28 protein-coding genes and 1 pseudogene are annotated in these 24,072 nt (G+C 66.5%); 11 read left to right on the forward strand and 18 right to left on the reverse strand.

Translation table 11 applies throughout. From position 1 onward, the window contains the following. Nucleotides 1-34: 34 nt before the first annotated feature. Complete coding sequence (locus tag ACFK0J_RS31545) at nt 35-580, forward strand: thioredoxin family protein (RefSeq protein WP_378733365.1); 546 nt, start codon at nt 35-37, stop codon at nt 578-580. A 40-nt stretch (nt 581-620) separates the two neighbouring features. Further along, complete coding sequence (locus ACFK0J_RS31550) at nt 621-1,553, forward strand: hypothetical protein (RefSeq protein ID WP_378733366.1); 933 nt, start codon at nt 621-623, stop codon at nt 1,551-1,553. Here ACFK0J_RS31550 and ACFK0J_RS31555 read toward each other — a convergent pair. From ACFK0J_RS31555 to ACFK0J_RS31565, 3 genes are all read right to left on the reverse strand, one after another. After that, a complete protein-coding gene (locus ACFK0J_RS31555; RefSeq protein WP_378733367.1) occupies nt 1,550-2,158 on the reverse strand; it encodes a dihydrofolate reductase family protein in 609 nt (202 codons plus the stop codon). The genes ACFK0J_RS31550 and ACFK0J_RS31555 overlap by 4 nt on opposite strands. An 82-nt stretch (nt 2,159-2,240) precedes the next feature. Continuing rightward, complete coding sequence (locus tag ACFK0J_RS31560) at nt 2,241-2,957, reverse strand: class I SAM-dependent methyltransferase (protein ID WP_378733368.1); 717 nt, start codon at nt 2,955-2,957, stop codon at nt 2,241-2,243. A gap of 107 nt (nt 2,958-3,064) precedes the next feature. After that, a complete protein-coding gene (locus ACFK0J_RS31565) occupies nt 3,065-4,015 on the reverse strand; it encodes a GlxA family transcriptional regulator (RefSeq protein ID WP_378733369.1) in 951 nt (316 codons plus the stop codon). Nucleotides 4,016-4,168: 153 nt separating this feature from the next. Between ACFK0J_RS31565 and ACFK0J_RS31570 the strand changes: the two genes are divergently transcribed. After that, nucleotides 4,169-4,618, forward strand: a complete 450-nt coding sequence (locus ACFK0J_RS31570; RefSeq protein ID WP_378733370.1) for a hypothetical protein — start codon at nt 4,169-4,171, stop codon at nt 4,616-4,618. Between the two features lie 3 nt (nt 4,619-4,621). Here the strand turns inward: ACFK0J_RS31570 and ACFK0J_RS31575 are convergent, their stop codons facing one another. From ACFK0J_RS31575 to ACFK0J_RS31585, 3 genes are all read right to left on the reverse strand, one after another. Further along, complete coding sequence (locus ACFK0J_RS31575; protein WP_378733371.1) at nt 4,622-4,987, reverse strand: ribosomal subunit interface protein; 366 nt, start codon at nt 4,985-4,987, stop codon at nt 4,622-4,624. A gap of 99 nt (nt 4,988-5,086) precedes the next feature. Next, nucleotides 5,087-5,770 carry a VC0807 family protein gene (locus ACFK0J_RS31580; RefSeq protein WP_378733372.1) on the reverse strand — a complete coding sequence of 228 codons (684 nt, stop codon included), beginning with the start codon at nt 5,768-5,770 and terminating at the stop codon, nt 5,087-5,089. Nucleotides 5,771-5,914: 144 nt separating this feature from the next. Continuing rightward, nucleotides 5,915-6,253 (reverse strand): hypothetical protein, encoded by a 339-nt coding sequence (locus ACFK0J_RS31585; protein WP_378733373.1) that lies wholly within the window; start codon nt 6,251-6,253, stop codon nt 5,915-5,917. Between the two features lie 302 nt (nt 6,254-6,555). Here ACFK0J_RS31585 and ACFK0J_RS31590 point away from each other — a divergent pair, with 302 nt between their 5' ends. After that, nucleotides 6,556-7,215, forward strand: a complete 660-nt coding sequence (locus tag ACFK0J_RS31590) for an AAA family ATPase (protein ID WP_378733374.1) — start codon at nt 6,556-6,558, stop codon at nt 7,213-7,215. Nucleotides 7,216-7,251: 36 nt separating this feature from the next. Here ACFK0J_RS31590 and ACFK0J_RS31595 read toward each other — a convergent pair whose 3' ends face one another. Both ACFK0J_RS31595 and ACFK0J_RS31600 read right to left on the reverse strand, forming a co-directional pair. Beyond that, nucleotides 7,252-7,665 (reverse strand): hypothetical protein, encoded by a 414-nt coding sequence (locus tag ACFK0J_RS31595; RefSeq protein ID WP_378733375.1) that lies wholly within the window; start codon nt 7,663-7,665, stop codon nt 7,252-7,254. Between the two features lie 102 nt (nt 7,666-7,767). Further along, nucleotides 7,768-8,634, reverse strand: coding sequence for a phosphotransferase family protein (locus ACFK0J_RS31600; RefSeq protein WP_378733376.1), 867 nt, complete (start codon nt 8,632-8,634; stop codon nt 7,768-7,770). A 335-nt stretch (nt 8,635-8,969) separates the two neighbouring features. Between ACFK0J_RS31600 and ACFK0J_RS31605 the strand changes: the two genes are divergently transcribed. Further along, nucleotides 8,970-11,990 (forward strand): BTAD domain-containing putative transcriptional regulator, encoded by a 3,021-nt coding sequence (locus tag ACFK0J_RS31605; protein WP_378733377.1) that lies wholly within the window; start codon nt 8,970-8,972, stop codon nt 11,988-11,990. A gap of 114 nt (nt 11,991-12,104) precedes the next feature. Continuing rightward, nucleotides 12,105-12,386, forward strand: coding sequence for a glutaredoxin family protein (locus ACFK0J_RS31610; RefSeq protein WP_378733378.1), 282 nt, complete (start codon nt 12,105-12,107; stop codon nt 12,384-12,386). Between the two features lie 366 nt (nt 12,387-12,752). Here ACFK0J_RS31610 and ACFK0J_RS31615 read toward each other — a convergent pair whose 3' ends face one another. After that, a complete protein-coding gene (locus ACFK0J_RS31615; RefSeq protein ID WP_378733379.1) occupies nt 12,753-13,661 on the reverse strand; it encodes a DMT family transporter in 909 nt (302 codons plus the stop codon). 370 nt (nt 13,662-14,031) lie between these two features. Here ACFK0J_RS31615 and ACFK0J_RS31620 point away from each other — a divergent pair, with 370 nt between their 5' ends. Continuing rightward, nucleotides 14,032-14,253, forward strand: coding sequence for a hypothetical protein (locus tag ACFK0J_RS31620; protein WP_378743170.1), 222 nt, complete (start codon nt 14,032-14,034; stop codon nt 14,251-14,253). Nucleotides 14,254-14,305: 52 nt separating this feature from the next. Here ACFK0J_RS31620 and ACFK0J_RS31625 read toward each other — a convergent pair whose 3' ends face one another. Together ACFK0J_RS31625 and ACFK0J_RS31630 are read right to left on the reverse strand one after the other, a co-directional pair. Beyond that, the gene (locus ACFK0J_RS31625; RefSeq protein WP_378733380.1) at nt 14,306-14,632 is read right to left on the reverse strand and encodes a plasmid stabilization protein; all 327 of its coding nucleotides are present in this window, start codon (nt 14,630-14,632) and stop codon (nt 14,306-14,308) included. A 63-nt stretch (nt 14,633-14,695) separates the two neighbouring features. Beyond that, the gene (locus tag ACFK0J_RS31630) at nt 14,696-15,046 is read right to left on the reverse strand and encodes a hypothetical protein (protein ID WP_378733381.1); all 351 of its coding nucleotides are present in this window, start codon (nt 15,044-15,046) and stop codon (nt 14,696-14,698) included. A gap of 152 nt (nt 15,047-15,198) precedes the next feature. Here ACFK0J_RS31630 and ACFK0J_RS31635 point away from each other — a divergent pair, with 152 nt between their 5' ends. Together ACFK0J_RS31635 and ACFK0J_RS31640 are read left to right on the forward strand one after the other, a co-directional pair. Next, nucleotides 15,199-15,609, forward strand: a complete 411-nt coding sequence (locus ACFK0J_RS31635) for a pyridoxamine 5'-phosphate oxidase family protein (protein ID WP_378733382.1) — start codon at nt 15,199-15,201, stop codon at nt 15,607-15,609. 111 nt (nt 15,610-15,720) lie between these two features. After that, a complete protein-coding gene (locus tag ACFK0J_RS31640) occupies nt 15,721-16,092 on the forward strand; it encodes a helix-turn-helix domain-containing protein (RefSeq protein ID WP_378733383.1) in 372 nt (123 codons plus the stop codon). On the opposite strand, the gene ACFK0J_RS31645 is transcribed toward ACFK0J_RS31640, so the two are convergent. The 7 genes and pseudogenes from ACFK0J_RS31645 to ACFK0J_RS31675 form a co-directional block, all read right to left on the reverse strand. Continuing rightward, complete coding sequence (locus tag ACFK0J_RS31645) at nt 16,089-16,682, reverse strand: ClpP family protease (RefSeq protein WP_218471024.1); 594 nt, start codon at nt 16,680-16,682, stop codon at nt 16,089-16,091. The two genes, ACFK0J_RS31640 and ACFK0J_RS31645, sit on opposite strands and share 4 nt — an antisense overlap. Before the next feature lie 2 nt (nt 16,683-16,684). Beyond that, complete coding sequence (locus ACFK0J_RS31650) at nt 16,685-17,287, reverse strand: ClpP family protease (protein WP_218471025.1); 603 nt, start codon at nt 17,285-17,287, stop codon at nt 16,685-16,687. Nucleotides 17,288-17,395: 108 nt separating this feature from the next. After that, nucleotides 17,396-17,662, reverse strand: a complete 267-nt coding sequence (locus ACFK0J_RS31655) for a hypothetical protein (RefSeq protein WP_378733385.1) — start codon at nt 17,660-17,662, stop codon at nt 17,396-17,398. A 472-nt stretch (nt 17,663-18,134) separates the two neighbouring features. Then, nucleotides 18,135-18,548 (reverse strand): annotated as a pseudogene (locus ACFK0J_RS31660) (acyl-CoA dehydrogenase family protein); the annotation flags it as partial. A gap of 40 nt (nt 18,549-18,588) precedes the next feature. After that, nucleotides 18,589-20,154 carry an ABC transporter substrate-binding protein gene (locus tag ACFK0J_RS31665; protein ID WP_378743172.1) on the reverse strand — a complete coding sequence of 522 codons (1,566 nt, stop codon included), beginning with the start codon at nt 20,152-20,154 and terminating at the stop codon, nt 18,589-18,591. Nucleotides 20,155-20,369: 215 nt separating this feature from the next. Beyond that, nucleotides 20,370-22,091, reverse strand: coding sequence for a thiamine pyrophosphate-dependent enzyme (locus ACFK0J_RS31670; protein WP_378733386.1), 1,722 nt, complete (start codon nt 22,089-22,091; stop codon nt 20,370-20,372). A 62-nt stretch (nt 22,092-22,153) separates the two neighbouring features. Continuing rightward, entirely contained in the window at nt 22,154-22,426 is a 273-nt protein-coding gene (locus tag ACFK0J_RS31675) for a GlsB/YeaQ/YmgE family stress response membrane protein (protein ID WP_378743174.1), read from the reverse strand. A 229-nt stretch (nt 22,427-22,655) separates the two neighbouring features. On the opposite strand from ACFK0J_RS31675, the gene ACFK0J_RS31680 reads away from it, so the two are divergent. Next, the gene (locus tag ACFK0J_RS31680) at nt 22,656-23,408 is read left to right on the forward strand and encodes a PIG-L deacetylase family protein (RefSeq protein ID WP_378733387.1); all 753 of its coding nucleotides are present in this window, start codon (nt 22,656-22,658) and stop codon (nt 23,406-23,408) included. Then, entirely contained in the window at nt 23,405-24,049 is a 645-nt protein-coding gene (locus tag ACFK0J_RS31685) for an SAM-dependent methyltransferase (RefSeq protein ID WP_378733388.1), read from the forward strand. Before ACFK0J_RS31680 ends, ACFK0J_RS31685 begins: the two co-directional genes overlap by 4 nt. Nucleotides 24,050-24,072: the final 23 nt, after the last annotated feature.

The raw sequence follows: 24,072 nt of genomic DNA on the forward strand, positions 1-24,072 counted from the left end.
TACCGTCTTCGATCCCGACGGAAGCACTTCCACCATGGCGCTGTCCTCCCTCATGGTTCCCCTCGGCACGCCGGCGCCGGACTTCGCGCTGCCCGACCTGGATCAGCGGATCTATTCGCGCGCGGACTTCGAAGGCGGCCCCGGTCTGCTGGTCGTCTTCTCCGCCAACCATTGCCCTTATGTGAAACACCTCGAATCGGCACTCGGTGAGCTGGTCGACGCCCTCCCCATACCGACCGTGGCGATCTGCACCAACGATGCGACCGCTTATCCCGACGACGCTCCGATCCGCCTGCGCGACCAGGCCATTCGCGCGGGCTGGACGTTTCCCTACCTCATCGACGAGTCACAGGAGGTAGGCCGCGCCTTCCGGGCCGCATGCACGCCGGACTTCTTCCTCTACGACGCGGCGCTCACCCTCGCCTATCGCGGCGCGTTCGACGAATCCACGCCCGGCAACGGAAAGCCGCCGACCGGCAACGAATTACGCGCCGCTGTCGAAGCGGTACTGGACGGCAAGCCGGTGCCGGAACCACATCGCCCGAGTATGGGCTGCTCCATCAAGTGGCGCGCGGACTGAATCCGCGCGCGACAATACAACGTCACCGGACAGGAAAGGGGTGGGGACGTTGGCAACGATCGTCCTTGTACACGGGATCGCGCAGGAGCAAGCTGCCGCCGACACGCTGGAAGCGCAATGGCTGCCCGGGTTGGCGGGCGGGGTGCGTAACCACGGCGACCACGAACTCGCCGACCGCCTGTGGCGCAATGGTGTACCCGGTGAGATCTCGACCAGGATGGCGTTCTACGGCAATCAATTCCTGGCGAAGGGCGCCCAGGGCAGTGCGGTGGGCGACCTCGACGAGGAACAGCTCGAGCTGATGGAACAGCTCGCCGAGCTGTGGCTGGAGAACGCCGCCGAGCACGCGAGCGACCAACGCGACCGGGTGACCGCACAGCGACTGACCGCGGTGCCGCCGCCGGACGCTCGCGCCCAAGGCGCCAAAGCCGCACTGCGCCCGGCCCTCAACGCACTGGTCCGGCTGCGCTGGTTCGCGCCGTTCGGGGTGGGGCTCGCCGAGAAGTTCGTGGTACGCGCGCTATCCCAAGTCACCCGCTACTTCACCGACGACGCCGTGCGGGAGTACGCGCAACAGCAGGTGCTCACCCATGTGGGGCCGGACACAAAACTCGTCATCGGCCACTCCCTCGGTTCGGTGGTGGCCTATGAGGCGCTGCATCACGTCGACCAGGAGGTGACCCTGCTGACCATGGGTTCGCCGCTCGGCCTGCGCACCGTCATCTACGACCGGCTGCGGCCGCAGCCGTGCACCGTCCCCAAAGCCGTTGCCGGGTGGTACAACCTGGTCGACCGGGACGACCTGGTCGCCGCCCACCTCGACCTGGCCCCGTACTTCCCGCCCTTCCCCGGCGCGGGCGTCACCCCGATCACCGAGGAACCGCTGGACAACGGGGCCAGCCCCCACGACTCGACGCACTACCTGACCAAGGCGGTCACCGGCGGCATCGTCGCCAAAGCGCTTGCGTCCTAACGGGGCAGATTGGCTTTCGCCTCCTCGTAGCCGCCGGTGGGCGCGGCCTCGTCCTTGGTGTAGACGAGGTTCAGCACGCCGGTGCTGAAGGTCTGCGAGGAGAGCAGCCGCAACGGCAGCGGCGAGTCGCTGTCCCCGAAGAGCCGCATGCCCTTGCCGACCGCGATCGGATGCACCAGCAGATGCAGCTCGTCCAGCACCCCGGCCCGCAACAATTGGCGGACGACCGAGACCGAGCCGCTCATGCCGATGTCCCCGCCGGGCTCGTTCTTCAGTGCGGTCACCGCCTCGATCAGCTCGCCCGTCAGCACCTCGGAATTGCGCCAGGTGAGGGCGAGCTGATCCTGGCGGGTGACCACGATCTTGCGGGCGTCGCCGAGCGTCTTGGCCATGCCCGCGTCCTCGCCACCCGCGGTTTCCCGCTCCGGCCAGGCCTCCGCGAAGCCCTCATAGGTGACGCGGCCGAGCAGCAGCGTGTCGGCGTTGCCGAGCTGCGCGGTGACCGCCGCGCCCATTTCCTCGTTGAAGTACGGGAAGTGCCAGTCCTGTGGGTCTTCGACCACGCCATCGAGCGCGACGAATAAGCCTGCGGTGATTTTCCTCATCGTCCAACTCCTGGATCAGTAGTGCCAATATTGCCTGATCCGACGGCGCGGCGATGGGAAAATCATCGGTCGCTGTGCCGAGTCAGAGCCGTTCGGCCGCCAGCACCCAGATCGGCAGCAGCATCCCGCCCTCGTCGTCGAACTCGGGCTGCACCTCCGTGGTGCCGAACGCTTCCCAGAACGCCGGCGGCGGTTTGATCGCGGTCAACTTGTCGCGGCGCAGTTCGGTCAGCTTCCAGTCCGGCGCGCGGAAGGTGCCGCGCAGTTCTTCCTCGGCGAGCGTGTACGGGGCATACACCTCGCTGTTCTCCGTTGGGGCGAAACAGAATTGGATCAGCCGGGCGCCGGGCCGCATCACTCGCAGCAGCGCCGCCACATGTGCCTTGCGCTGTTCCGGGTCCAGGCAGTGCACGAGCGCGCTGCTCACGACGGTGTCGAATCGTCCGTCATATCCGGCGAGCACGGTCGCGTCCGCCACCGCGAACGACACCGCGACGCCACGCTCGGCCGCCCTGGCCCGCGCCTTCTCGATCGCCGTCGGCGCGACATCCAAGCCCGTCACCCGGTAGCCGAGGCCGGCCAGATAGATCGCGGTATCGCCTGGGCCGCAACCGACATCGAGCACGTCACCGGTGATCCGGCCCGCGCGCTCGAACTCGACGAGTAACGGTTGCGGCCTGCCGATTTCCCACGGCAGCCGGTCCATGACCAGGCCTTCGGCGAGGGTTCCGGTGCGGTATGCCTCTTCGAAATCCACGGTGGTCGGGTCTACGGGGGGTGTTGCGTTGCTCTCGGTCATAGCGGCCCTATCCCTCGCCTCGATGGTGGAGCAGGAATTCAACGGATGAATTCTATCGAGAAACGGAGCAATAAGCTCCGGTTTGACGTGACATGAATCCGCCAGGATCAGCCACCGGCACCGTGGAAGGCCGCACGGTAGCTGTGTGGACTGGTTCCGACGATCCGTTTGAAGCGATCCCGGAAGGCAGTGGGAGAACCGAAACCGACCTGCCCCGCGATCCGGTCCACCGGGTGGCCGGTGGATTCCAGGAGGTATTGCGCCTGGCGAATCCGGGCCCGCAGCAGCCATTGCAGCGGCGTGGTGCCGGTCTGCTCGCGGAAGCGGCGGTTGAGCGTGCGGGTGCTCATTCCGGCGTGCGCGGCGATGTCGTCGAGTGTGAGGTCTTTCGCGGAATTGTCTTGGAGCCAACGCATTACGGGCTCCAGCGCCGATCCGCGCGGGGTCGGCGGCTGGTCGTGCACGATGAATTGCGCTTGTCCGCCTTCGCGTTCCAGCGGGACAACGGACAGGCGGGCCGCGTCGGCGGCGACCGCGGAACCGTGGTCACGGCGAATCATGTGCAGGCACAGGTCGATTCCCGCGGCGGCACCCGCCGAGGTGAGCAGCTGGCCGTTGTCCACGTAGAGCACGGATGGGTCCACGTCGAGGGCGGGATAGCGGGCGGCGAACTCGGCGGCGGCGGCCCAGTGCGTAGTCACCCGATGACCGTCGAGCAGACCGGTGGCGGCGAGAACGAAGGCGCCGACACAGATCGACGCGATGCGCGTGCCCGCGGCGGCCGCCTGCCGCAGCGCGTCGAGGACCTCGTCCGGGACCGCCGCCGTCGGGTCGGCGAGCCCGGGCACGATGATCGTGTCGGCATCGGCCAGCGCCATCAGGTCCCACGGCGGTCGGAGAGTGAACGCCCCGGCATCCACTGTCGGCCCGAGGCCACAGACCAGCACGCGGTAGGCGGCCCGCCCGTCCGGCAGCCGCGCACAACCGAACACATCGATGGGCGTGGTGAGGTCGGAGGGGATGACCCCGTCCAGTGCGAGAACAGCCACGGCGTGCATGACACCAGAGTAGGTGGCTACCCGATTCCCGCCAATACCGATGAACTGCGCCTGAGCGATGAAACGCGACGTCAAAGCGGTTGGCCAGAATCGACCGATCTATGGCAGTTTCGCCTATTCCTCGTCGGCTGATTCCCCGTTAACCTCGCCGCTGTGACGAAGTTTCTGCTGTCGGTCCACGTGCTGGCCGTGATCCTCGCCGTCGGACCGGTGACGGTCGCGGCGAGCATGTTCCCGCCGACCACCCGACGGGCCCTCGCCGGAACCGAGCGCGATTCCACCGTGCTCGGCACCCTGCATCGCATCTGCCGTGTCTATGCCTATCTCGGGATCCTCGTCCCCATCTTCGGCGCGCTCACCGCGCTCAGTCTCGGCGTGCTGACCGATACCTGGCTGATCACCTCGATCGGCTTGACCGCGGCCGCCGCCGGCGTGCTCGCCATGTTGATCCTGCCCGGCCAGCACAAGATTCTCGCCGACCTGCCGGGCACCACCCCGACGTTGATCCGCCGGCTTGCCATGGACACCGGCATATTCAACGTGCTGTGGGTGGTCGTCACCGTGCTGATGATCGTCCGCCCCGGCTCGACGACCGGGGCCTGACCCTCACTCCGGGGCGGCCATGTGCCTGATCGTCTCGCCGCCCTTGGCGTGATGCAGCCGACCGAATTTGCTGTCGAGCAGGTGCGCCATACTTTCCGCGGCACCCCGGTACGACTCCTCGACCGTTGCCGCGCGATGGGTGACCGCCACCGGATGCTGGCCGGTCGGCCGCGCCTCCAGCACGCACTGCTTGTCGTCCGGGCCGCCCTTCTCCCCGTTCAGGTCGCTCAGGTGCGCTTCGATGCGCGTCAGCTGACTGCTGAAACGATCGAGCACCGAAGCGATCTCGGCTTCCGCCCGCTCGTTCAGGCCTTCGCCGCCGTGGATGCCGCTTCCGGTATTGATCTGGATCTGCACAGCTTTCTCCATTCCGTTGGGCGTATCTACGCGCTCGCTCCGGCCGTGCGCAGCCTGCGGATGGACTCCGTCCGGCTGCGCACGTCAGTAGCAAACTCCACGAAGCCGACACTACCTGCGCGGTCCGGTGGGCGAGGTCACGCGACGGCTGCGCTTGCTCACCGCGACGGAGACCGCCGTCAGCGGGACGATCGTGCCGATCATCAGCACGGGCGAGAGCCAAGCCATGGTGGGGATCGGCAGTTGGTAGGCCAGAACGATGCGCAGCACGGCCTCTGCCATCAGCCCGAAGCCCCACATCGCGGCCAGTGCGCGGAATGCCGTGCGCTTCGCGGCATCGGTCCGATAGACCTCCTCGAACGCGGCCACCTTCGCCGGGCCACCCGCGGACACCGTCTTGCGCGCGGCCAGGTAGGTCAAGGGTTTACCGACCACAGTGCTGATCAAGAAGGCAAGACCGACCAGCACTGTGCCCACCGAATCCTTGACGATCATCAACCGGGGATCACCGCTGATCAATGAGCCCGCGAGGCCGAAGATGAAGACCCCCAACATGATTGCCGGAAACACCTCCAGCCGTCGCAGGCGGATCGTCTCGAGCAGCAGCACGGCGCCCGACAGCACCGTTCCGGCGAGCAGCCCGGCGAAATCGCTGTAGCCGAGGGCGTGCAAGGCGAAGTAGGCGCCTACCGGGATGGCGATGTCCCGGCCGATCGACGCCAGCAGACGGAGCCCGCTGAACGGCGACGCGGTGGGCTGCTCGGCCTGGTCCGGGTCGGCTGCGGTGATGGTCATCGGGATGCTCCTCGTCAACGTATTCGGCGGTGCGCTACGAGAATTGACGCTACGGACGCCGACGAGCGAGCAGATCTGTCAACTATCACGACTGTGGCATGACAGATGTCATGCCGGGTTACCTGGCCAGGAGCCCTAGGGTCTTCAATCCCACAGCGCCGCAACGACAGTTTGATAGTCGCCGGGCTGGAGCGTCGGCCGACCGGTCGCCAGCAACCACCGCTCGACCGCACGGTCGGCGTCGGTGCGATAGGTGCGCTGGTCACCGCGCGCGATTTCGATAATTCCGCGCTGCACGCGCAAGGTCTCCTCGTCCGACAGCTGCGCGACGAAACCCCGATATTCCCCGTTGTTTTCGACATCGCCCGCGGCGGCACGCGGCGCGGCGGCAATCAACCCGTGCAGTTGCGCCTCGTCCCCCGGCGTCAATCGCCACCGTGGATTCGGCTGATCGGAATGGATGTCGAGCTCGACTCGGATCACGGCCACACCCCCGACGGCAGCGTCCCGCGGTCGGGATCGGCGACCGCCGTCCCGAGCGGAATTTCCGACATCACTGCTCTCCTCACCGGCGTCCGACAGGGGAGATCGTAGCCCCGCTTCGCCGTGCCCACCACCCGGCGAAAAAGTTGACGAAACAAATTCTGACCTGCTGCTTCCCGCACTGCTCCGCGCACTTACGATGGGGCGTGCACAACGACGGCGAGGCGGCGCGATTCATCCGCGAGATGGGGCTCGCGGCGAATGCCGTTGGCAGGGATGAATATCCGTTTTGTCTTCCTGCGGTGACGTATCTCGCCGAGACTGGTGGCCTCCCGCTTGCCCCCGGCGTGACCTTCCTGATCGGCGAAAACGGTAGCGGGAAGTCGACACTGCTGGAGGCGCTGGCCGTCGCGGTCGGCATGAATCCGGAAGGCGGCAGCCAGAACTACCGCTTCACCACCCGCTCGACCGAGTCGGTACTCGGCGAGCACCTGGTGGTGAAGTGGGGCATCCGCAAACCCAGCAGTCGATTCTTTCTGCGCGCCGAGTCGTATTACAACGTCGCCACCGAAACCGAAAGACTCGGGCCGGATCAGTTGGCCGTTTTCGGCGGGGTATCGCCGCACGCCCGCTCGCATGGTGAGTCGTTCGTCGACCTGATGCGGCGTCGGTTCTATCCGAACGGGCTGTACCTGTTGGACGAGCCGGAAGCGGCGTTGTCGCCCCGTGGGTGCCTGGCCGTGCTGGCGCTGCTGTCGGAGCTGGCCGCGCAACGCTGCCAGTTCGTGGTGGCGACCCATTCGCCGATTCTGCTCGCCCTACCCGGCGCGACGATCTACGAGATCGCCGAGCACGGTGAGATCGCCGAGGTCACCTACGACGAGGCGCTGCCGGTCCGGATGACCAGGGACTTTCTTGCTGAACCCGATCGCTACCTGCGTCACCTGCTCGATCGGGAATGACTTCGCACCTGACGTGCGGCACCAGCGCTGGGTAGCTCAGCCGCCGCTGACGATGCAGCTATATCCCAGGTGCATACCCGTCCCGACCCGCAGGTCCAAGCTCGCGACGAGGGTGTCGTCGGGCGCCTGCACGGCGCTGATCGTGTGCGGGCCCGGCGTGGTGGGCACCCAGGTGACCAACGCGACGCCGCCGGACGGCCTGGCCACCGCGAACGCGACACCGTTGTCGTAGAAGACAACCGGCTCGATCACATCGGTCACCGTCGCCCGCGCTTGATAGGTACAGCCCGTCCCGTAGTTCGTCGCCGACCCGACACTGATCCCCGGCGACATTCCCACCTGCGTCACCGTGGCCCCCGCACCCGGCGCGGCACATATCGTCGCCACCGCGGCGACTCCGAATACTCCCGCAACAGCACCGACCCGCATTCCGCTGTTCCTATCGCTCATGAATCCGGTCCTATGTCCTGGGCGTCGGAACACCACGCACCGACGAACTCCCTAGATCCTCACTCCCCGCACCCCGCGGTGTGGCGGAAACCGCCGAATGTTTCAGGTCAGCTGCCGGATATCCGCGGCGATGCCGGGCAATGGCGAGGTCTCGCCGATGGAGGCGAACCAATCCCACAGCTCAACGGCGTGGTAGAGCCGGTACAGCGCTGATCTCTCGGGCCAATCCGCGGGGAGCGGGCCGTACCCGGCCAGGAGTGCGGTGCGTTTCACGGGGTTGCGCTGGACGGAGTAATAGTCGGTCTTGGCGAGGTCGATCAAGGGGTCGGCGGCAATCGCGTTTTCCACATCGATGAATCCGGTGACCGTCCAACCGTCCGCGGCGCGGTCGACGAGAATGTTTCCTTCGTGGAAGTCGTTGTGGCACAACACCGGGGCCGCACAATTGCGGAGCAAACCGGTTCGGCTCGCGACGTATGTCCGGACAGCGGCCTGCAATTCCGGGTCACCGCCGAGCTGGTCGAACTCGGCGAGTTTCTTGGCGAATTGACGCTTCATATAAGTGGTATTGTCCGGTTCCGGATCCAGGATTCGGGTTGTCAGATAACCGTAGGAGGCTTGCCCGATGCGGTGGATCGCTGAGAGGGTCGCGCCGAGCTGACGGTAGACGTGGGCGACCTGCGCGGCGTCGAGATCGGCACTCAGGTGCGACAGTGGTCGGCCGGGAAGCCTCGTCATCACTGTGTAGGCGCAACCGAGCAAGCCGGTGTCCTGCTCGACGCGCAGGATCGTCGGCACCGGCCCCACCCCGTGATCGCTCAACAACCGGTACACGAAGACTTCCTTGGCCTGCTTCCAGCGCCATTGATCGTCGTAGACCTTCACGATCACCGATTCCGCGGGCACTGCGCACCGTATTTCGTAGACGGAACTCAACTGACCGCCTACTCGTGCTCGTACGTCGCTCACGACCACATCCGGCCACATCGGCCGAAGGATCTCGGTTGCGCGATCGGTCCCCAGCGAGCAATCGGACACGCGTCTGACAGTAGGTAGGGCACCGGATCAGGTCGACCGAATTTCCCGCCGACGCGAGTCGCGCACCCGTTGAGCGGGACCGCAGCAACGGACATTCGAGGAACGAGGTCAGCGAGCAACGATCGCCCGACCGAATTTCCCGCCGACGCGAGTCGCGCACCCGTTGAGCGGGACCGCAGCAACGGACATTCGAGGAACGAGGTCAGCGAGCAACGATCGCCCGACCGGACATAACGCCCGGCGCACCGTGCGGCAGGCTATAGCGCGTGCGTGTGTTGCTTTTGGGGTCGTTCGAGGTGCGGGGAGCGGAGGACCTGGCGGTCGAGATCCCGGGGATTCGGGTCCGGGCATTGCTGGCCCGGCTCGCCATGGAAGCGGGGCGGGTCGTTTCGGCGGACACGCTGATCGAGGCGATCTGGGAAGAGCAGCCGCCGGCGAAGGGCGCCAACGCGCTGCAAGCGTTGGTGTCGCGGGCGCGGCGGGCGATCGGGGCGGACCGGGTGGAGGGTCGGGCGCCCGGGTATCGGCTGGTTGTCGATCCGGTCGACGTGGATCTGATCCGGTTCGAACGGCTGGCGGCCGCGGGACGGGAGTCCGGCAACCTGGCGACGCTGCGGGAGGCCGAGTCGTTGTGGCGTGGTCCGGCGCTGAGCGATTTGCGGGAGTTGCGGTTCGCGGCCGACGCGGCGGTGCGGTTGGACGAAGTCCGCCTGGCGGCGACCGAGCAGCGCCTCGGCCTCGAAGTCGCCGCGGGGCAGGACGTACTGGACGAGGTGCGGGCGCTGGCCGAGGCGCATCCGCTGGCGGAACCGGTGCAGGGCTTGCTGATTCGGGCGCTCTACGCCGCCGGACGGCAGGTCGATGCCCTCGACGCCTACGAGCGGGTCAAGGAACGGCTCGCCGACGAGCTCGGTGTCGACCCGTCGCCGGAACTGGCCGAACTGCGACTGGCGATCCTGCGCCAGGAACCGCAGCGACCGAAGCGCCGGACGAACCTGCGTGCGCAGGTCACGAGCTTCGTCGGGCGCGCAGACGACGTGGCCGAGCTGGTCGCCCGGGTGGAGACCGCGCGGCTGATCACCATCGTCGGCCCCGGCGGCGCGGGTAAAACGCGGCTCGCCGTCGAGGTGGCCGAGCGGGCGTCAGGGGCGGTCTGGTTTGTCGAGCTGGCCGCCGTCACCGATCCCGCGCAGGTCGGATCCGCGGTGCTCACCACGATCGGGGTGCGCGAGGTCGGCCTGCTGGAACAGCCGAGCGGCGACCCGGTGGACCGGTTGGCGGAGTACTTCGCGCGGCAGCGCGCCGTGCTGGTCCTGGACAACTGTGAGCATCTGGTCGAAGCGGTCGCGCAACTGGCGGACCGCCTGCTCGGTGACTGCCCCGAGTTGCACATCCTCGCCACCAGCCGCGAGTCGCTGATGGTCGGTGGCGAGCACCTGCACCAGATCGGCCCACTCCCCTGGCCGGACCTCACCTCGCAGGAACCCGAAACGTTCCCTGCCATAAGGCTTTTCGTCGAACGAGCGAAAGCGGTGCGTCCCGACTTCGCCCTCCGCGCGGACAACACCGCCGACGTTGTCGAAATCTGCCGCAGACTCGACGGCCTGCCGCTGGCGATCGAGTTGGCGGCGGCCCGATTGCGCACGTTCTCGGTCGGCCAGATTGCCGCCAAGCTCGACGACCGGTTCGCCCTGCTCGGGCGGGGCAGCCGGACCGCCGACGCCCGGCACCGCACCTTGCGCGCGGTCATCGAATGGAGTTGGGCGCCACTATCGGAATCCGAACGCGCACTGGCGATGTGGCTCGCAGTCTTTTCCGGCGGTGCGACGCTCGACGCCATGGACGCCCCGGACACCCTCGCCGATCTCGTGGACAAATCGCTGGTCGAACGCAACGGTGAGCGGTACCGGATGCTGGAGACGATCCGGTCGTATGCGCTGGAACGTTTGGCCGAGTCCGATAGCGAGCAGATCGTCCGCGCCGAGCACGCGCGCTACTTCCTGCGCCTTGCCGAAACCTCCGAAGCAGAGCTACGCACCGCGAATCAGTTGACCGCGCTCGCCCGGCTCGACGCCGAACGCGACAACCTCTCGGCCGCATTGCGATTCGCCGTCGATACGGCCGATCCCGACCTCGGTCTCCGGCTGGTCGCCGCGTTGTTCTGGTACTGGACACTGCGTGGCATCCATACCGAGCGGTTGCGCTGGACGCGAGCGGTGCTGGAGATCTCCGGCGAAGCGGCCGAAAGCCTGCGCCCGGTGCGGACTGTGCTCGCTGGTCTGTTGAGCTACGAAACCGGGGCGATCGAAGATGGTCAACTAGCGGTCGCGGCAGGCATTCAACTGGGCACCGCCGACTCGCCTGGCCGGACCGTATTGCTTGTGGCACCGGCCTTTCTGGAGGATCGCAGTATCGCGCAGCGGCCTGGGCATTCCGCACTATCGGGCTGGGAACGTGGCATGACGCTGCTGCTGTCCGCCAGGAACATCGATCAATTGGCTGAAGCGAGAATCGAATTCGAAGAGGCGGGCGACCAATTCCTGCTCTCGACGACACTGCGGCTGATCGCCGAACACCAACTGCATCACGGTGAGCTCCAGGCCGCCGTGGCAGCACTCACCCGTGCCACCGAGGCAATCGAGCAGTTCGGTAGCGCGGGCGATGCCGCGGCGGCGGGTGCGGAGCTGGCCACTGCGCTCGGTCGTCTCGATGAACTCGGACGCGCGCACAGCACGTTGGCTCGCGCCCAACAGCACGCCGACGACGCCGGGGAACCGAACACCGTCGCGTATGTAGGGCTCGCGTGCGCCGAACTCCGGATGCGTCAGGGCGATCGCCGGGCGGCGCTGCTCGAACTGGACCGCATCGACAAGGGCCTCGCCGACACGCCGTTCGGTGCACGAACCCGCCTGTGGTGCACAGTATTCCGAGGGCTGATCGCGGTGCTGGACGACGATGTACGCGCGGTCCGCCACCTGCTCGGCTCCGCCGACATCGACGGGGCCCGCCCCGATGACCTCGCCGGGCTTGCTCAGCTGTCCGCCGCGCTCGCCGTGCACACCGGTGCGCCGACCATGGCGGCCCAGTTGGTCGGCGTCGCGGCCGTCCTGCTCGGTACCGAGGATCGCCGCGGCTACGACAACCTGCTCGCACCCGCCGATCGCGCCAGGGAGTTGCTCGGCGCGGATGCCTTCGCCGCGGCATTCGGCAGCACCGCCGCCCTGACACCGACTGCGGCAACACAATTCCTGCGCTCGCATGCGCTGCAGGAGTATTCGCGGAAGTAGGGCGGGGGCCGACCCGGTCGTGAGCAGCACCGCAAGCATCGAAGCCCGGGTATACGCTCAAACGCATACCCACGGGGCGCTATACCCCGCGACCGACGAGCGCATCAGGGACTCATGATGACCGATTCCGGCCCGTCCGATACCACCGCGCCGATCACCATCTACTGGCGTCGGTGGTGCCCGTATTGCCAGCGCCTCGGCGTCCGGCTTCGCTTGGCGGGCATCCCTTTCCGCAAGGTCGACATCACCCGCGACCCGGCGGCCGCCGCCGAAGTGCGCGCGATCACCGGTGGGGACGAGATCACCCCGACCGTGCTTGCGAACGGGCATCAACTGGTGAATCCGAGCGTCGACGAGATCCGCTCCGCCCTTGCCGGACCTCCCCGCACCACATAGCCGCACCAGGCGTTCCACAGCCGTCGCCATTGCCCTAGGGCGTGTGCCACCGACCGTGCTATCTCCGGCTGGCAGTCGTTTTCCCTTGTCGCAGCCGCACAGCCAGTACCCGGGGTGCACGGCCACCACAACGGGCGCACGGCAGGCCCGTACCGCGCCAACGCGGACGGAACCGGCTGGGGCGAAAGCCGCCAGCCGTCAACCTTCCCAGCTGTGCACGTAGCGGCGGCGGCGGCAACCGCCATCCAGATGCCCTCGGAGGCTGACGGAATGCGCCTGCCGTCTGTCTTTTTCAGTCGGGGTAGCGCGTGCGGCAGCGGTTATCTCGCAGGCGACGCCCAGTGGAGCGCCGAAAAGTGCCTGGCATCAACCTTTCTCAGCGGTGCGAGTGGCGCCTGCGGAGGCGGCTACGACGCAGATGACACCTGCCCACTGGGGGATGTTCATGAATTGGCCGAGGACAAGGAGGCCGGCGAGGGCTGCGACGGCGGGTTCGAGGCTCATCAGGACGCCGAATACGCGCGGTGGGATTCGGCGCAGGGCTTCCAGTTCGACCGAGTACGGGAGTACCGAGGACAGCATCGCTACGCCGAATCCCACTGCGAGGACGGCGGGGTCGAGGAGGGAAACGCCTGCGTCGATGATGCCGACCGGGGCCATCAGCACGCCACCGAATGCCATGGCGAGGGCGAGTCCACCGCCGCCGGCGGTCTGTTCGCCGAGCGCCGCGCTCAACAGGATGTACGCCGCCCACAGTGCTCCCGCCGCCAGCGCGAGCAACACGCCCACCCATTCCACGTTGCCGTCGGCCTGGGTCAGCAGCACCACGCCGCCGCCCGCCAGCACCGCCCACACCGGATCGATCCAGCGCCGCGACCCGGCCAACGCCACCGCGAGCGGACCGAGGAATTCGATGGTCACCGCCATCCCGAGCGGAATCCGGTCGATCGCCTCATAGAACGACAGATTCATCAGGGCGAGCACCGTGCCGTACGCCAGCACCACGGGCACCGCGCGTCGCCCGATCCGCAACGCGGACCGCCAGAACACCAGCAGCACAACCCCCGCGAACACCAACCGCAAGCTGACCGCCCCCGCCGCCCCGGTCGCGGAAAACAATTGCTTCGCCAGCGCCGCCCCCACCTGCACGCTGACAATCCCCGCCAGCACCAACGCCGTTGGCGGCACCCCGCCCAGCCCGCGCTCGGCAACGGCCCGCCAAACCACCCGCGCCCCGCCCGCACGCACCGACCGGTCGACATCGATCGCTACCACCGCTGAACCCTCCATCCCGCTCGAATCCGCCCCAGACAATCACGCCCCCACGACAAGAACCGAACCCACCCGATCCCCGAGCCGGAATTCCCCACGACCGGAACCGCCCCGTCCAGTCGCCGCGCACGCATCTCACCCACGACAAGAACCGACCTCGGCTAGTCGCACGCACGAATCCCCCACGGCAGGAACAGCTCCCGCCCAGTCGTCACGGACGAGATTCCCCAGGACAGGAACCACCCCCATCCGGATTCCGCGCACGAACTAGCTCAACGCACGGTCCTATTCAGCAATTCCGCGCGCGGCAAGGCAAAACCTGCGCGGCAGTCGGCGCGCCCCTTCCCAGGAGCCCGTCAGCGAAGTTGCTGCACTGCGCGACCTCTTGTACGCCATGAGGAACGGCTTGCTGCACACAGCAATGACGAGCTCGGCGGACGTCTCCGTGGAAACGTTCGCCGAGCTCGCTGGTTCCTGCGTTGTGGTGGGCCCATCTCTGGTCGAGCTAGCACCCAACCTGGACAAGGCCAATTCCCGCGGTACCTACGGCACCGTGGAGATGAATCTGAACGCACTCGACCACATCACCCGCTAAGCGTGGAGCGAATATCCACGCCGACCTATTGCGGCTGATGCACTATCGGGCCTTACTTGCCCAGCGCCTTCTCGAGTTGGCTCTTGTTCATCTTCGAGCGCCCCTTGATACCGCGCTGACGAGCCTCGTTATAGAGCTGGTCGCGGGTAGGCCCCTTCGGTCCCTTACGGCCCGAGCGCTGCCCGCCCCTGCTCTGCGGAGACTTGTCGCGGACCGAGGACCGGCTCGCGGTTTTGGACTCGCCGGATTGGGCGCGGTTCTTGTTCACGGTGCGAGCGGCGATCTCTTTCGCCCGCTTCGTACTCGCGCCCCGGTCCTGTGCCGAGTCCTTGATGTGCTCGTACTGCCGTTCTCGTTTGTCGCTCCACTCTTTCGGCATGTCACACCTCCTGCGCACCGAGTACCCAGGCATCGGTCGGCAAACCAAGCTCCGATTTTCAGCTCAACGACGGCGCAGGCGGGCCCGGCGGACCTGGCCATCGGCCGGTGCGGGGCCCTGGCGTTCGCTGGCGAGGGCGAGCATGGCCAGGCCGGTGTCGCGGATCAGCATGTCGAGGTCGTCGACCAGGCGCGTGATGGTGTCCCGGACCAAGGGCTCGGTGATCGGGTCGAGGGCGTCGAGTACGTGGTGGAGCTGGAGGCCGACGTCGAAAAGGTGTCGGACCAGGCGATCGCTGGCCTCGGCGAACTGCGTGCTGCTGCCCGGCGACTCGATGAATGGGTCGGCGGTGCGGTGCGGGAGGCGCACGCGTGTCGGGCTACCGGTGTAGCCGAGCCGCGCGGAGTCTGCCATGTCCTCCTCCTAGTCGTTGGTGGGATTCGACATCGCATCCGAGCCACACTTCCGGACTCGAAGGAGAGCTTTTATTTTACGGACTCGCACCCAATTTTTGCCATCGGCGTCCATGCCCCGAAACGATCCGCAACAGGTGGAATGATGGAGGCATGCCCGCCCACCGCGCAGGCGAGACGCGTGAGCTGTCGGTAGAGGACTCCTTGGACTTGCTCCGCAGCGTTCGATTCGGCCGCATCGCGTTCTCCCGGCATGCTTTACCCACAATTCGACCTGTCCGCCACACGATCGTCGACGGCTGCGTCGTGATCGCGGCAGACCCTGCCATGATCCGCACCCTGCACAGACAGGTCGTCGCCTACGAGGTCGACACCATTGATCTACAAACCCATCTCGGCCGCTGCGTGATCATCACCGGCGTCGCCGACACCGTCACCGACCCGCAGGAACTCGCCCACTATCAGCGCGGAATACAACCCGACGTCATTCTGGACAATCAGCTGATCGTGATCAATCCGGACATCATCACCGGCATCGAATACATCGACAGCGACAGTGCCTGACTTCGGCCCCGAAAGCACCACTATGCCTGATGCTTCGGTGCCAGTGGTGTAGTTGTCTGCCCTGGGTGAACATCGTCCGGATCGGATCCGCGAGGTGTAAGACTCGTCCGTATGGCAGCAGAAGAGGATGGCGTTGTAGTCGATCTCGATGCGCGCCGCCGTAGCGAACCCCCGCGGGATCGGGTCGATGTGGCTTCGCCGCTGCTGCGCGCCGTCTATGGCGAAGTGCTGCGCGACGAGCGACAGGATCAGGACCGCACACTGGCCGATGTCGCGGACGAGGTCGGCATGTCCAAACAGTATTTGTCCGAGATCGAGCGGGGACGCAAGGAAGCGTCCTCGGAGATGCTGCATTCGATCTGTGGTGCGCTGGGATTGCCGATCGAGTCGCTGCTTTTTCGGGGCGCTCGGAGACTGGGCGCTTTGCGGCAGCTGAGCCGCCGCCCGGTCTCCGAGGCGCGCGTCGAACTGCTGGCCGCCTAACGGTCCCGGGTGAAGATCAGTTCGTCGGCCAGGCCGTACGCCACCGCCTCCCGCGCGGTGAACACCCGGTCGCGGCTGGTGTCCTTGCGCAGCTGGGCCGCATCCTGACCGGTGTGCTTGCTGAGGATCTCCTCGGTCTCCGCGCGCACCCGCATCACCTCCGCCGCTTGCAGCGCCAGGTCCGAAATGGTGCCCTGACCTTGCGCCGACGGCTGATGCAGCAGCACCCGCGAATGGGAGAGGACGTATCGCCGCCCCGGCGTGCCCGCCGCCAACAACACGGCCGCGCCCGAGACCGCCTGGCCCATGCAGTAGGTCTCGACCGGTGTGCGCAGGAATTGCATGGTGTCGTAGATCGCGAGCATCGCGGTGTTCGAACCACCCGGTGAATTGATGTATAGGCCGATCTCGCGATCCGGCGACTCCGACTCCAGGTGCAGCATCTGCGCCATCACCACGTTGGCGACGCCGTCATCGATCTCGGTGCCGAGGAAAATGATCCGATCGTTGAGCAACCGGCTGAACACATCGAAGGAGCGCTCACCGTTCGGGGTGCGTTCGATGACATGGGGAATGGTGTACTGGGACATGGTCACAACCCCGCTCGGTGTGCGTTGGTGAAGGGCGCGATCTGGGCGAAATTGTCGGCGATCCGGTCCACGATCCCGTAGTCACGCGCCTGCTCCGGGGTGAACCAGCGGTCGCGATCACTGTCGATGGAGATCTCCTCGAGCGTGTGGCCCGTCTCCGCCGCGAGAATCTGCTCCGACTGCAGCTTCATGTACTCCAGGTTCTCCGCCTGGATCGCGATGTCCATCGCCGTGCCACCGATGCCCGCGGACGGCTGGTGCATCATGATCCTGCTGTGCGCCAAGCTGATTCGCTTGCCCTTCGTGCCCGAGGCGAGCAGCACCTGTCCCATGCTCGCGGCGAATCCGACGGCGACGGTCACCACATCATTGGGTATCAGCTTCATCGTGTCGTAGATGGCGAGCCCGGCCAGCACCGATCCACCCGGCGAGTTGATGTAGAGGACGATGTCGCGCTTGTCGTCCTCGGTGGCCAGCAGCACCAGTTCGGTGCAGGCCCGTTCGGCCATCGCGTCATCGACCTCACCGGTCAATTGGATCGTCCGATGGCGGAACAATCGATCGGCTAGTTGGCTTCGATAGTCCAAGTGCGGTGTTTGGATCATGCCTCTGGTCTACCGCCGAAAACCCGCCCGATGACCCCGTGTCTGCCGACAGCAGACCCGCCGACCTGCCCACCGCTACGTCAGGCCGGTCACTGCCGCCGTGCGCGACTAGCGCACACCGAGCACGAGCGGGAATTCCGGCTTCCCGCCGAGCAAGAACGCTCCGGCCGACTGGAGCATCTGATCATGCGCCATGAGATGGGTTGCCATGGTGCTCAGGTCGCGCAGCCAGACGTCGAGCGGGCTCGGTTTGTAGACCGAATCGGTGCCGACCAGCTCGCAGAGGCGCGAGATGATGCGGCGGCAGGCCCGGTACGAATGCGTGCGGGTCAGCAGTCGCCGCCACCACCTTGCCCTGCGCGAATTCACGGACATAGTCCAGTGCGGCCCGCGTGGCGCCGAGCGGTATGCCGGGCATCACCCGGGCCAGCGTCTCGGGTTCGGCGAGTTTGCCTGTGCCGCTTTTGGGTTCGTAGAAGTCGAACGAGTGATGCTCCGGAACGAAGAGTGCGTCGGTCGCGTAATCGTTGCTGCCGCTGCCGCGCAGGCCGGTGCTGTCCCAGGTGTCGAAGACCATCACCTGATCGCGCCGCATGCAGAACATTCGGGCGACCGGTGCGCCGTTTGCGGTGGTGGCCAGTTCGCCACCGTCGAACACCATCGCCCCGGCGACGACGAGGTCGGCGTGGGTGATGGCGCTGCCCAGCTTCCATCGTCCGGTCAGCCGATAACCGCCGGGCACCCGCTCCGCACGACCCGCGGGCGAGATCAAGCCCGCGGTGATCAGGTCGCGCGAGGGCATCAGCTCGGCGACGGCCCGCTTGTCGAGGAACCCCGCGTAGATGCCCGTGGCCGCGCCGATCATCGCGCACCAGCCGGTGGCGGTGTCACCGTAGGCGAGTGCTTCGAACACCTCCATCTGTTGCAGCGAGGTCAGCCCCGGCCCACCGAGCTCGGCGCTGAATCCCATCGCGTAGATGCCCATCGAACGCAGCCGTTCGACAATGTCGGCGGGCAATTGTCGCGCCGCGTCGATCTCCTGCCGTCGTTTCGCCAGCTCCGGCGCGAAGGCGCGCGCCGCTGCCAGCAACGCGGCCGCCGACGTTGCTTCTGCGTTCACCGTCATGGGCCCGATCGTCCACGGCCACCGCCCTTTCGGCCAGCGACCGGTTCGCCGACCGGACCGCGTCCAAGCGGATGAACGTCGCCGGAATGGTCGTCGTCCGAGTATCCACGGGCAGCAGAAGGCCCGCCGACGCATTCCGCGTCAGCGGGCCTCGTGTGCTCGAGCGGTCAGTGCGCTACTTCTCGATACCCTCGAAATCGAACAAGCCGCTCCACGTGAGTTCGGCCTTCTTGACCCGGTCCGACCGGCCCGCCGCGGCGACGTAGTCGAACATGGGGATGTCGGCCATGTCCTTGAACAGCAGGATCTGCGCCTCTGCCACGAACTTGTAGGACTCCTCCAAGCTCGGCGCGGCCAGCGCGGCATTCAGCAGGCCGTCGAACTCTTTGCTGTCGTAGGTGACACTGTTGGTTCCGGAGAAGCTGTAATACTGCGAGGTCAGGAACTGCAGCATCGTCGGGTAGTCGCCCTGCCAGCCGTGCCGGAACGCCTTGCCGATCGTCTTGCTGGTGATCGCGTCCCTGATGGTCTTGAACGTCGGAACCGGTGCGCCGACGGCGTCGATGCCCAGCGTGTTCTTGATGCTGTTCGCCGTGGCCTCGACCCAGCCCTGATGGCCGCCGTCGGAGTTGTAGGCGATCTCGTAGCGACCCGACCACGGCGAGATGGCGTCGGCCTGGGCCCACAGCTTCTTGGCTTCCTCCGGGTTGTACTTCAGCAGCTCGTTGCCGGGCAGGTCATCCCGATACCCGGGCAGCGTACGCGCGGTGAAGTCGAGCGACGGAATCCTAGTGCCGTGGAAGATGTTCTGGCAGATCTGCTCTCGGTTGATCGCCATCGAGATCGCCTTGCGCCGCAGCACACCCTCTTCGCCACTGAAGTGCGGAACGTTGGTCTGGATGCCGAGGGCCTGCTTGTACGCGATCGGCTTCTTGATCGCACGATCACCGAGATCCTGCTCGAAGGACGACATCGCGCTTTCGGGAACGACGTCGAGGGCGTCCAGGTTGCCCGCCTGCAGATCCGCGTAGGCCGTGTCGAAGGACTGGTACATCACGAACCGCAGGCCCTTGTTCTTGGCCGGACGGCCACCCTTGTACTCCGGGTTGGGCACCAGGTCGATCTTGACGTTGTGCTCCCACGCGCCGTCGCGGGCGAACTTGTAGGGGCCGTTGCCGATCGGGTTCTCACCGAAGGCCTTCATATCCTTGAACGCCGCCTCCGGCAGCGGGTAGAACGGCGCGAACCCGAGGCCGACCTCGAAGTCGATCGACGGCTGCTTCAACGCCACGGTGAAGGTGCGGTCATCGACCACCTTCAAACCTGACATCGTCTGCACCGCAGGCTCTTTCGCCTGCACCTCGTCGAAGCCGACGATCGCCGCGAACACATAGTTCTGCAACTGCGCGTTGGTGGCGAGCGCACCGTAGTTCCACGCGTCGACGAACGACTTCGCCTTCACCGGTGTGCCGTCGGAGAACTTCCAGTCCGGCTTGATGGTGATCTTGTAGTTCTTCCGGTCGGCGGTCTCGATCGACTCGGCCAGCTCGTTGTGCGCGACGCCGTTCGCGTCGTAGTACTTCAGGCCCGCGAACAACCGGTCGACAACCCGGCCGCCCATGTTCTCGTTGGTGTTGGTGGGCACCAACGGGTTCTGCGGCTCACCACCATTGACCGTGACGATGTCGGCGTCGGCACCGTCGTCCGACGAACATGCGGCCAGCCCGAGGCTTGTGGCCATCAGCACCGCCGCGACCAGCGCACCAGCTCTTGTGAATCTCACGCGTTCTCCCGATTTCGAACCGGCCACCGGGACCCACCGGAACACGAACGACCTCCCCGTGCCCCAAACCCGATCACCTTGGAATGTCCTCGGACACTAACCATTCCGGCGACCGTTGTCATGGGATCCACGGATCATCCGACCCGCGGCCGTCCACCGCGGGCGACGATCGGCTATGCCCGACTCTCCAGCGTCTCCTTCACCTTGGCGATCGCGAAGCCCCACGCCTGGTCGAAGGTGGGTTTCGGCGGTACCGAGATCTCATCGGGGTTGGTGACGACATCGAGCAGCACCGGTCGCCGTTGCGCGAAGGCGTCCGCGATCGCCTCATCGAGATCGTCCGGATCGGTCACCCGCCGCGACTCCAAGCCCATCGCGCGTGCGACGGCGGCCAGATCCGGGTTGTCGAGGACGGTGCCGAATTCGGGCAAGCCGCCCTCTTCCTGCTCGAGTTTGACCATGCCGAGCCGCCCGTTGTTGAACACCACCAGCGTGACCGGCAGGTCGTAGGTGACCGCCGTGCGCAGATCGCCGAGCAGCATCATCAGCCCGCCGTCCCCGCAGAACGCGACCACCTGGCGGTCGCGGTCGAGAATTTGGGCGCCGAGGGCCTGCGGCATGGCGTTGGCCATGGACCCGAAGTTGTACGAGCCGAGCAACCGGCGGGAGCCGCGCAGGCTGAGAAAACGGGACAGCCACACGGTGGACATACCGGTGTCCGAGGTGAAGATCGCGTCGTCGGCGGCGTGCGTGTTCACCGCGGCGGCAACCGCTTCCGGGCGGATCAGCTGGTCCGGGTTGTCCAGGTGGCGGCGGATTCGACCGAGGAACTTGCGATCGTGCTTGGGCTCGGCCAGCCGCTGCTGGTTCTCGGTCCAGCGCTGGTACTCCGATTGCGCCTTCTTCAGATGCTTGTCGGACTTCTTGGCGTCCAGCTTCGAGAGGAGTTCGCGAAGCGAGGGGCCCGCATGTCCGACGAGCGCGACGTCGACCGGTGTGCGGCGACCGATGTGGTCCAGGCGCGCGTCGAGTTGGATGACGGTCTTGCCGGTGGGATACCAGTCGCGGTAGGGGAAATCGGTGCCGACCATGAACAGCACATCACAGTCCTCGAGCGCCGAGTTGGCGGCCGGGTTCCCGATCAATCCGGTCTGCCCGACCGCATACGGATTGTCGTCCTCGAGTCCTTCCTTCGCCTTGATGGTGAGCACCATCGGCGCCGAAAGCTGCTCGGCGAGCCGCAGTACCTCCTCCCGCGCTTCCCTGGCCCCGATGCCGACGAGCAGCGAGACCTTCTCCGCCTTGTTGAGCGTCGCCGCGGCCTGCGCGATCTCGGTCGAGCCGGGAACGATCGTGCGGTCCCGCGCGACGAACCGGGGCCGCGTCTCGTTGTCGAGTTTCCGACCGCCGATGTCACCCGGAATGGTCAGCACCGAGACACCCTGCCGGGACATCGCCGCGTTCACGGCCTGTTCGAGCAGGCGGGGCATCTGTTCGGGCGTGGTCACCGTCGCGGTGAACTCCGCGACGTCCCGGAAGACCGCGTCGTTGTCCACCTCCTGGAAGTACTCGCTGCCCATTTCCGAGGTCGGCACCTGACCGCAGATCGCGAGCACCGGCGCATGCGATTTCTTCGCGTCGTAGAGGCCGCCGAGCAGATGGATCGAGCCGGGGCCCACGGTGCCCATGCAGACCCCGATAGTGCCGGTGAGCTGGGCCTGAGCGCCCGCGGCGTAGGCGGCGACTTCCTCGTGACGGACGCCGATCCACTCGATGCGGTCCTCGCGGCGGATCGCATCGGTGATCGGGTTCAGTGCGTCGCCGACGACACCCCAGACATGGGTGACGCCCTCGTCCGCGAGCGCGGTGACGATCATTTCCGCAACAGTGGTCATTCTCGGCTCCTCCGCGTCATAGTCGGTCCCCGGGTGTCATGGTCGGCCCAGCTCCGGCCTGGTCACCGGGAAACTCGCCGACCGGTGACCAGGCCGACCAGGAACAACAGGACCACCGCACCACCGAGGCAGGTGAAGAAGCTGAACCACAGGCCGCCGCCCTCGACGTCGACATCGAACAGGCGCAGCAGGAAACCACCGAGCAGACCGCCGACGATGCCCACCACGATATTCAGCACGATGCCCTGCTGAGCGTCCGTCTTCATGATCTTGCTGGCAATCCAGCCCGCAAGACCGCCGATGATGATCCAGCCGATGATCCCGAGACCCAGCATGATGTCCTCCTGACGTTGGTCGATGGCACGCCGGAAAGCGCGTGCTTCGGCGGTCATACCCGCCTCCGAGCAGCCCAAGCAGCGCCGCGAGGTTAACCACATCGCAACCCGCCGTCCGTTTGTTCGATCCGTCGCCGGGTAGCCGGTCGAGATGAGCTATCTCCGCCAGGGTCATGCGGAGCGGGATCTGGCCGATCTTGGGCCATGACTACGCGGAAAAGGAGTTCTCATGGTTGCCGAACCGCTGACCGATCTCGTCGCCCGGGGAACTCCCGAGCGCGTCTGGACCCGGTGGCGTCACCGTCGCCCGGAACTCTCCCTCACCGGCTGGCGACATCTGATCGTCGTCGCGCCACACCCCGACGATGAGGCGCTCGGTGTCGGCGGCTTGATCGCGCTGGCCCGCTCGCGGGACCTGCCGGTTACCGTCGTCACGGTGACCGACGGTGAAGCGTCTCATCCGGGCTCGCCGACCTGTTCGCCGCGCCAACTCGCCGATGTGCGGGTGGCGGAATCACGCCGGGCCGCCGAGGAATTGGGTGTCGAGGCACCGATTCGGCTCGGCTTCCGAGACGGCCGAGTGGCCACCGACGAGGCGGCCGTGACCGCCGCACTGTGCGACATCCTCACCGAGTGCGGCCACACCGGGGCCTGGTGCGCGACGACTTGGCGGCGCGACGGTCACCCCGACCACGAAGCCGTCGGCCGGGCCGCCGCCGCGGCTTGTGCGGGCACCGCGACCCGGCTGCTCGAATTCCCGGTGTGGATGTGGCACTGGGCAACTCCCGAACATCCCGTCGTCCCGGCCAGCCGCGCCCGGACATTGACGTTGCCCGGCGCGGCGGTCGACGCCAAGTTGCGCGCCATCGCGCAATTCCGTAGCCAGATCCTGCCGATGTCGGCGGATCCCGCCGACCAGCCGATCCTGCCGCCGGCGGCGTTGGACCGGTTCACCGGAACCACGGAAACGTTCTTCGTATGAACGAGACCGGGTTGACAGCAGGCTATTTCAAAGATCTGTACGCCCGTGACACGGATCCGTGGGGTTTCACCACCCGCTGGTACGAGCAGCGCAAGCGAGCCCTCACCATGGCGGCCCTACCGCAGGCCCGCTACCACAGCGCATTCGAGCCCGGCTGTTCGACCGGTGCCCTCGCCGCGGAACTCACGGCCCGCTGCGATCGCCTGGTGTGCACCGATACCGCCGCCCAAGCCCTGCACGCGGCGAGCCAGCGGATCGAACGACTGCCCGAATCCGCGCGCGGCGCAGTGGAATTCCACCGCTGGGGACTCGGCGAGGAATGGGCCGACGAGCATTTCGACCTGATCGTCTTCAGCGAGGTCTGCTACTACCTCGCATCAGCAAGCCTGCGTACGGCTTTCGAGCACGCCGTCGACCATATCGAGCCCGGCGGCACCCTGCTCTGCGTGCACTGGCGGCGAAAGGTCCGCGAGTACCCCTTATCTGGCGATCACGTCCACGCGATCGCCCGCACCACCCCTGGCCTGTCGACACTGTCGGGTTACCACGACGAGGACATGCTGCTCGATGTCTTCACAGCGGGCGAGCGCGACCCGCTCTCCGATACCGAACACCTCGAGCGATCTCGGCACTTCGACTGAGTTGGCACTCCCACCGCGCAGCG

Source organism: Nocardia brasiliensis (genome assembly GCF_042691675.1).
Classification (GTDB): Bacteria; Actinomycetota; Actinomycetes; order Mycobacteriales; family Mycobacteriaceae; genus Nocardia; species Nocardia brasiliensis_D.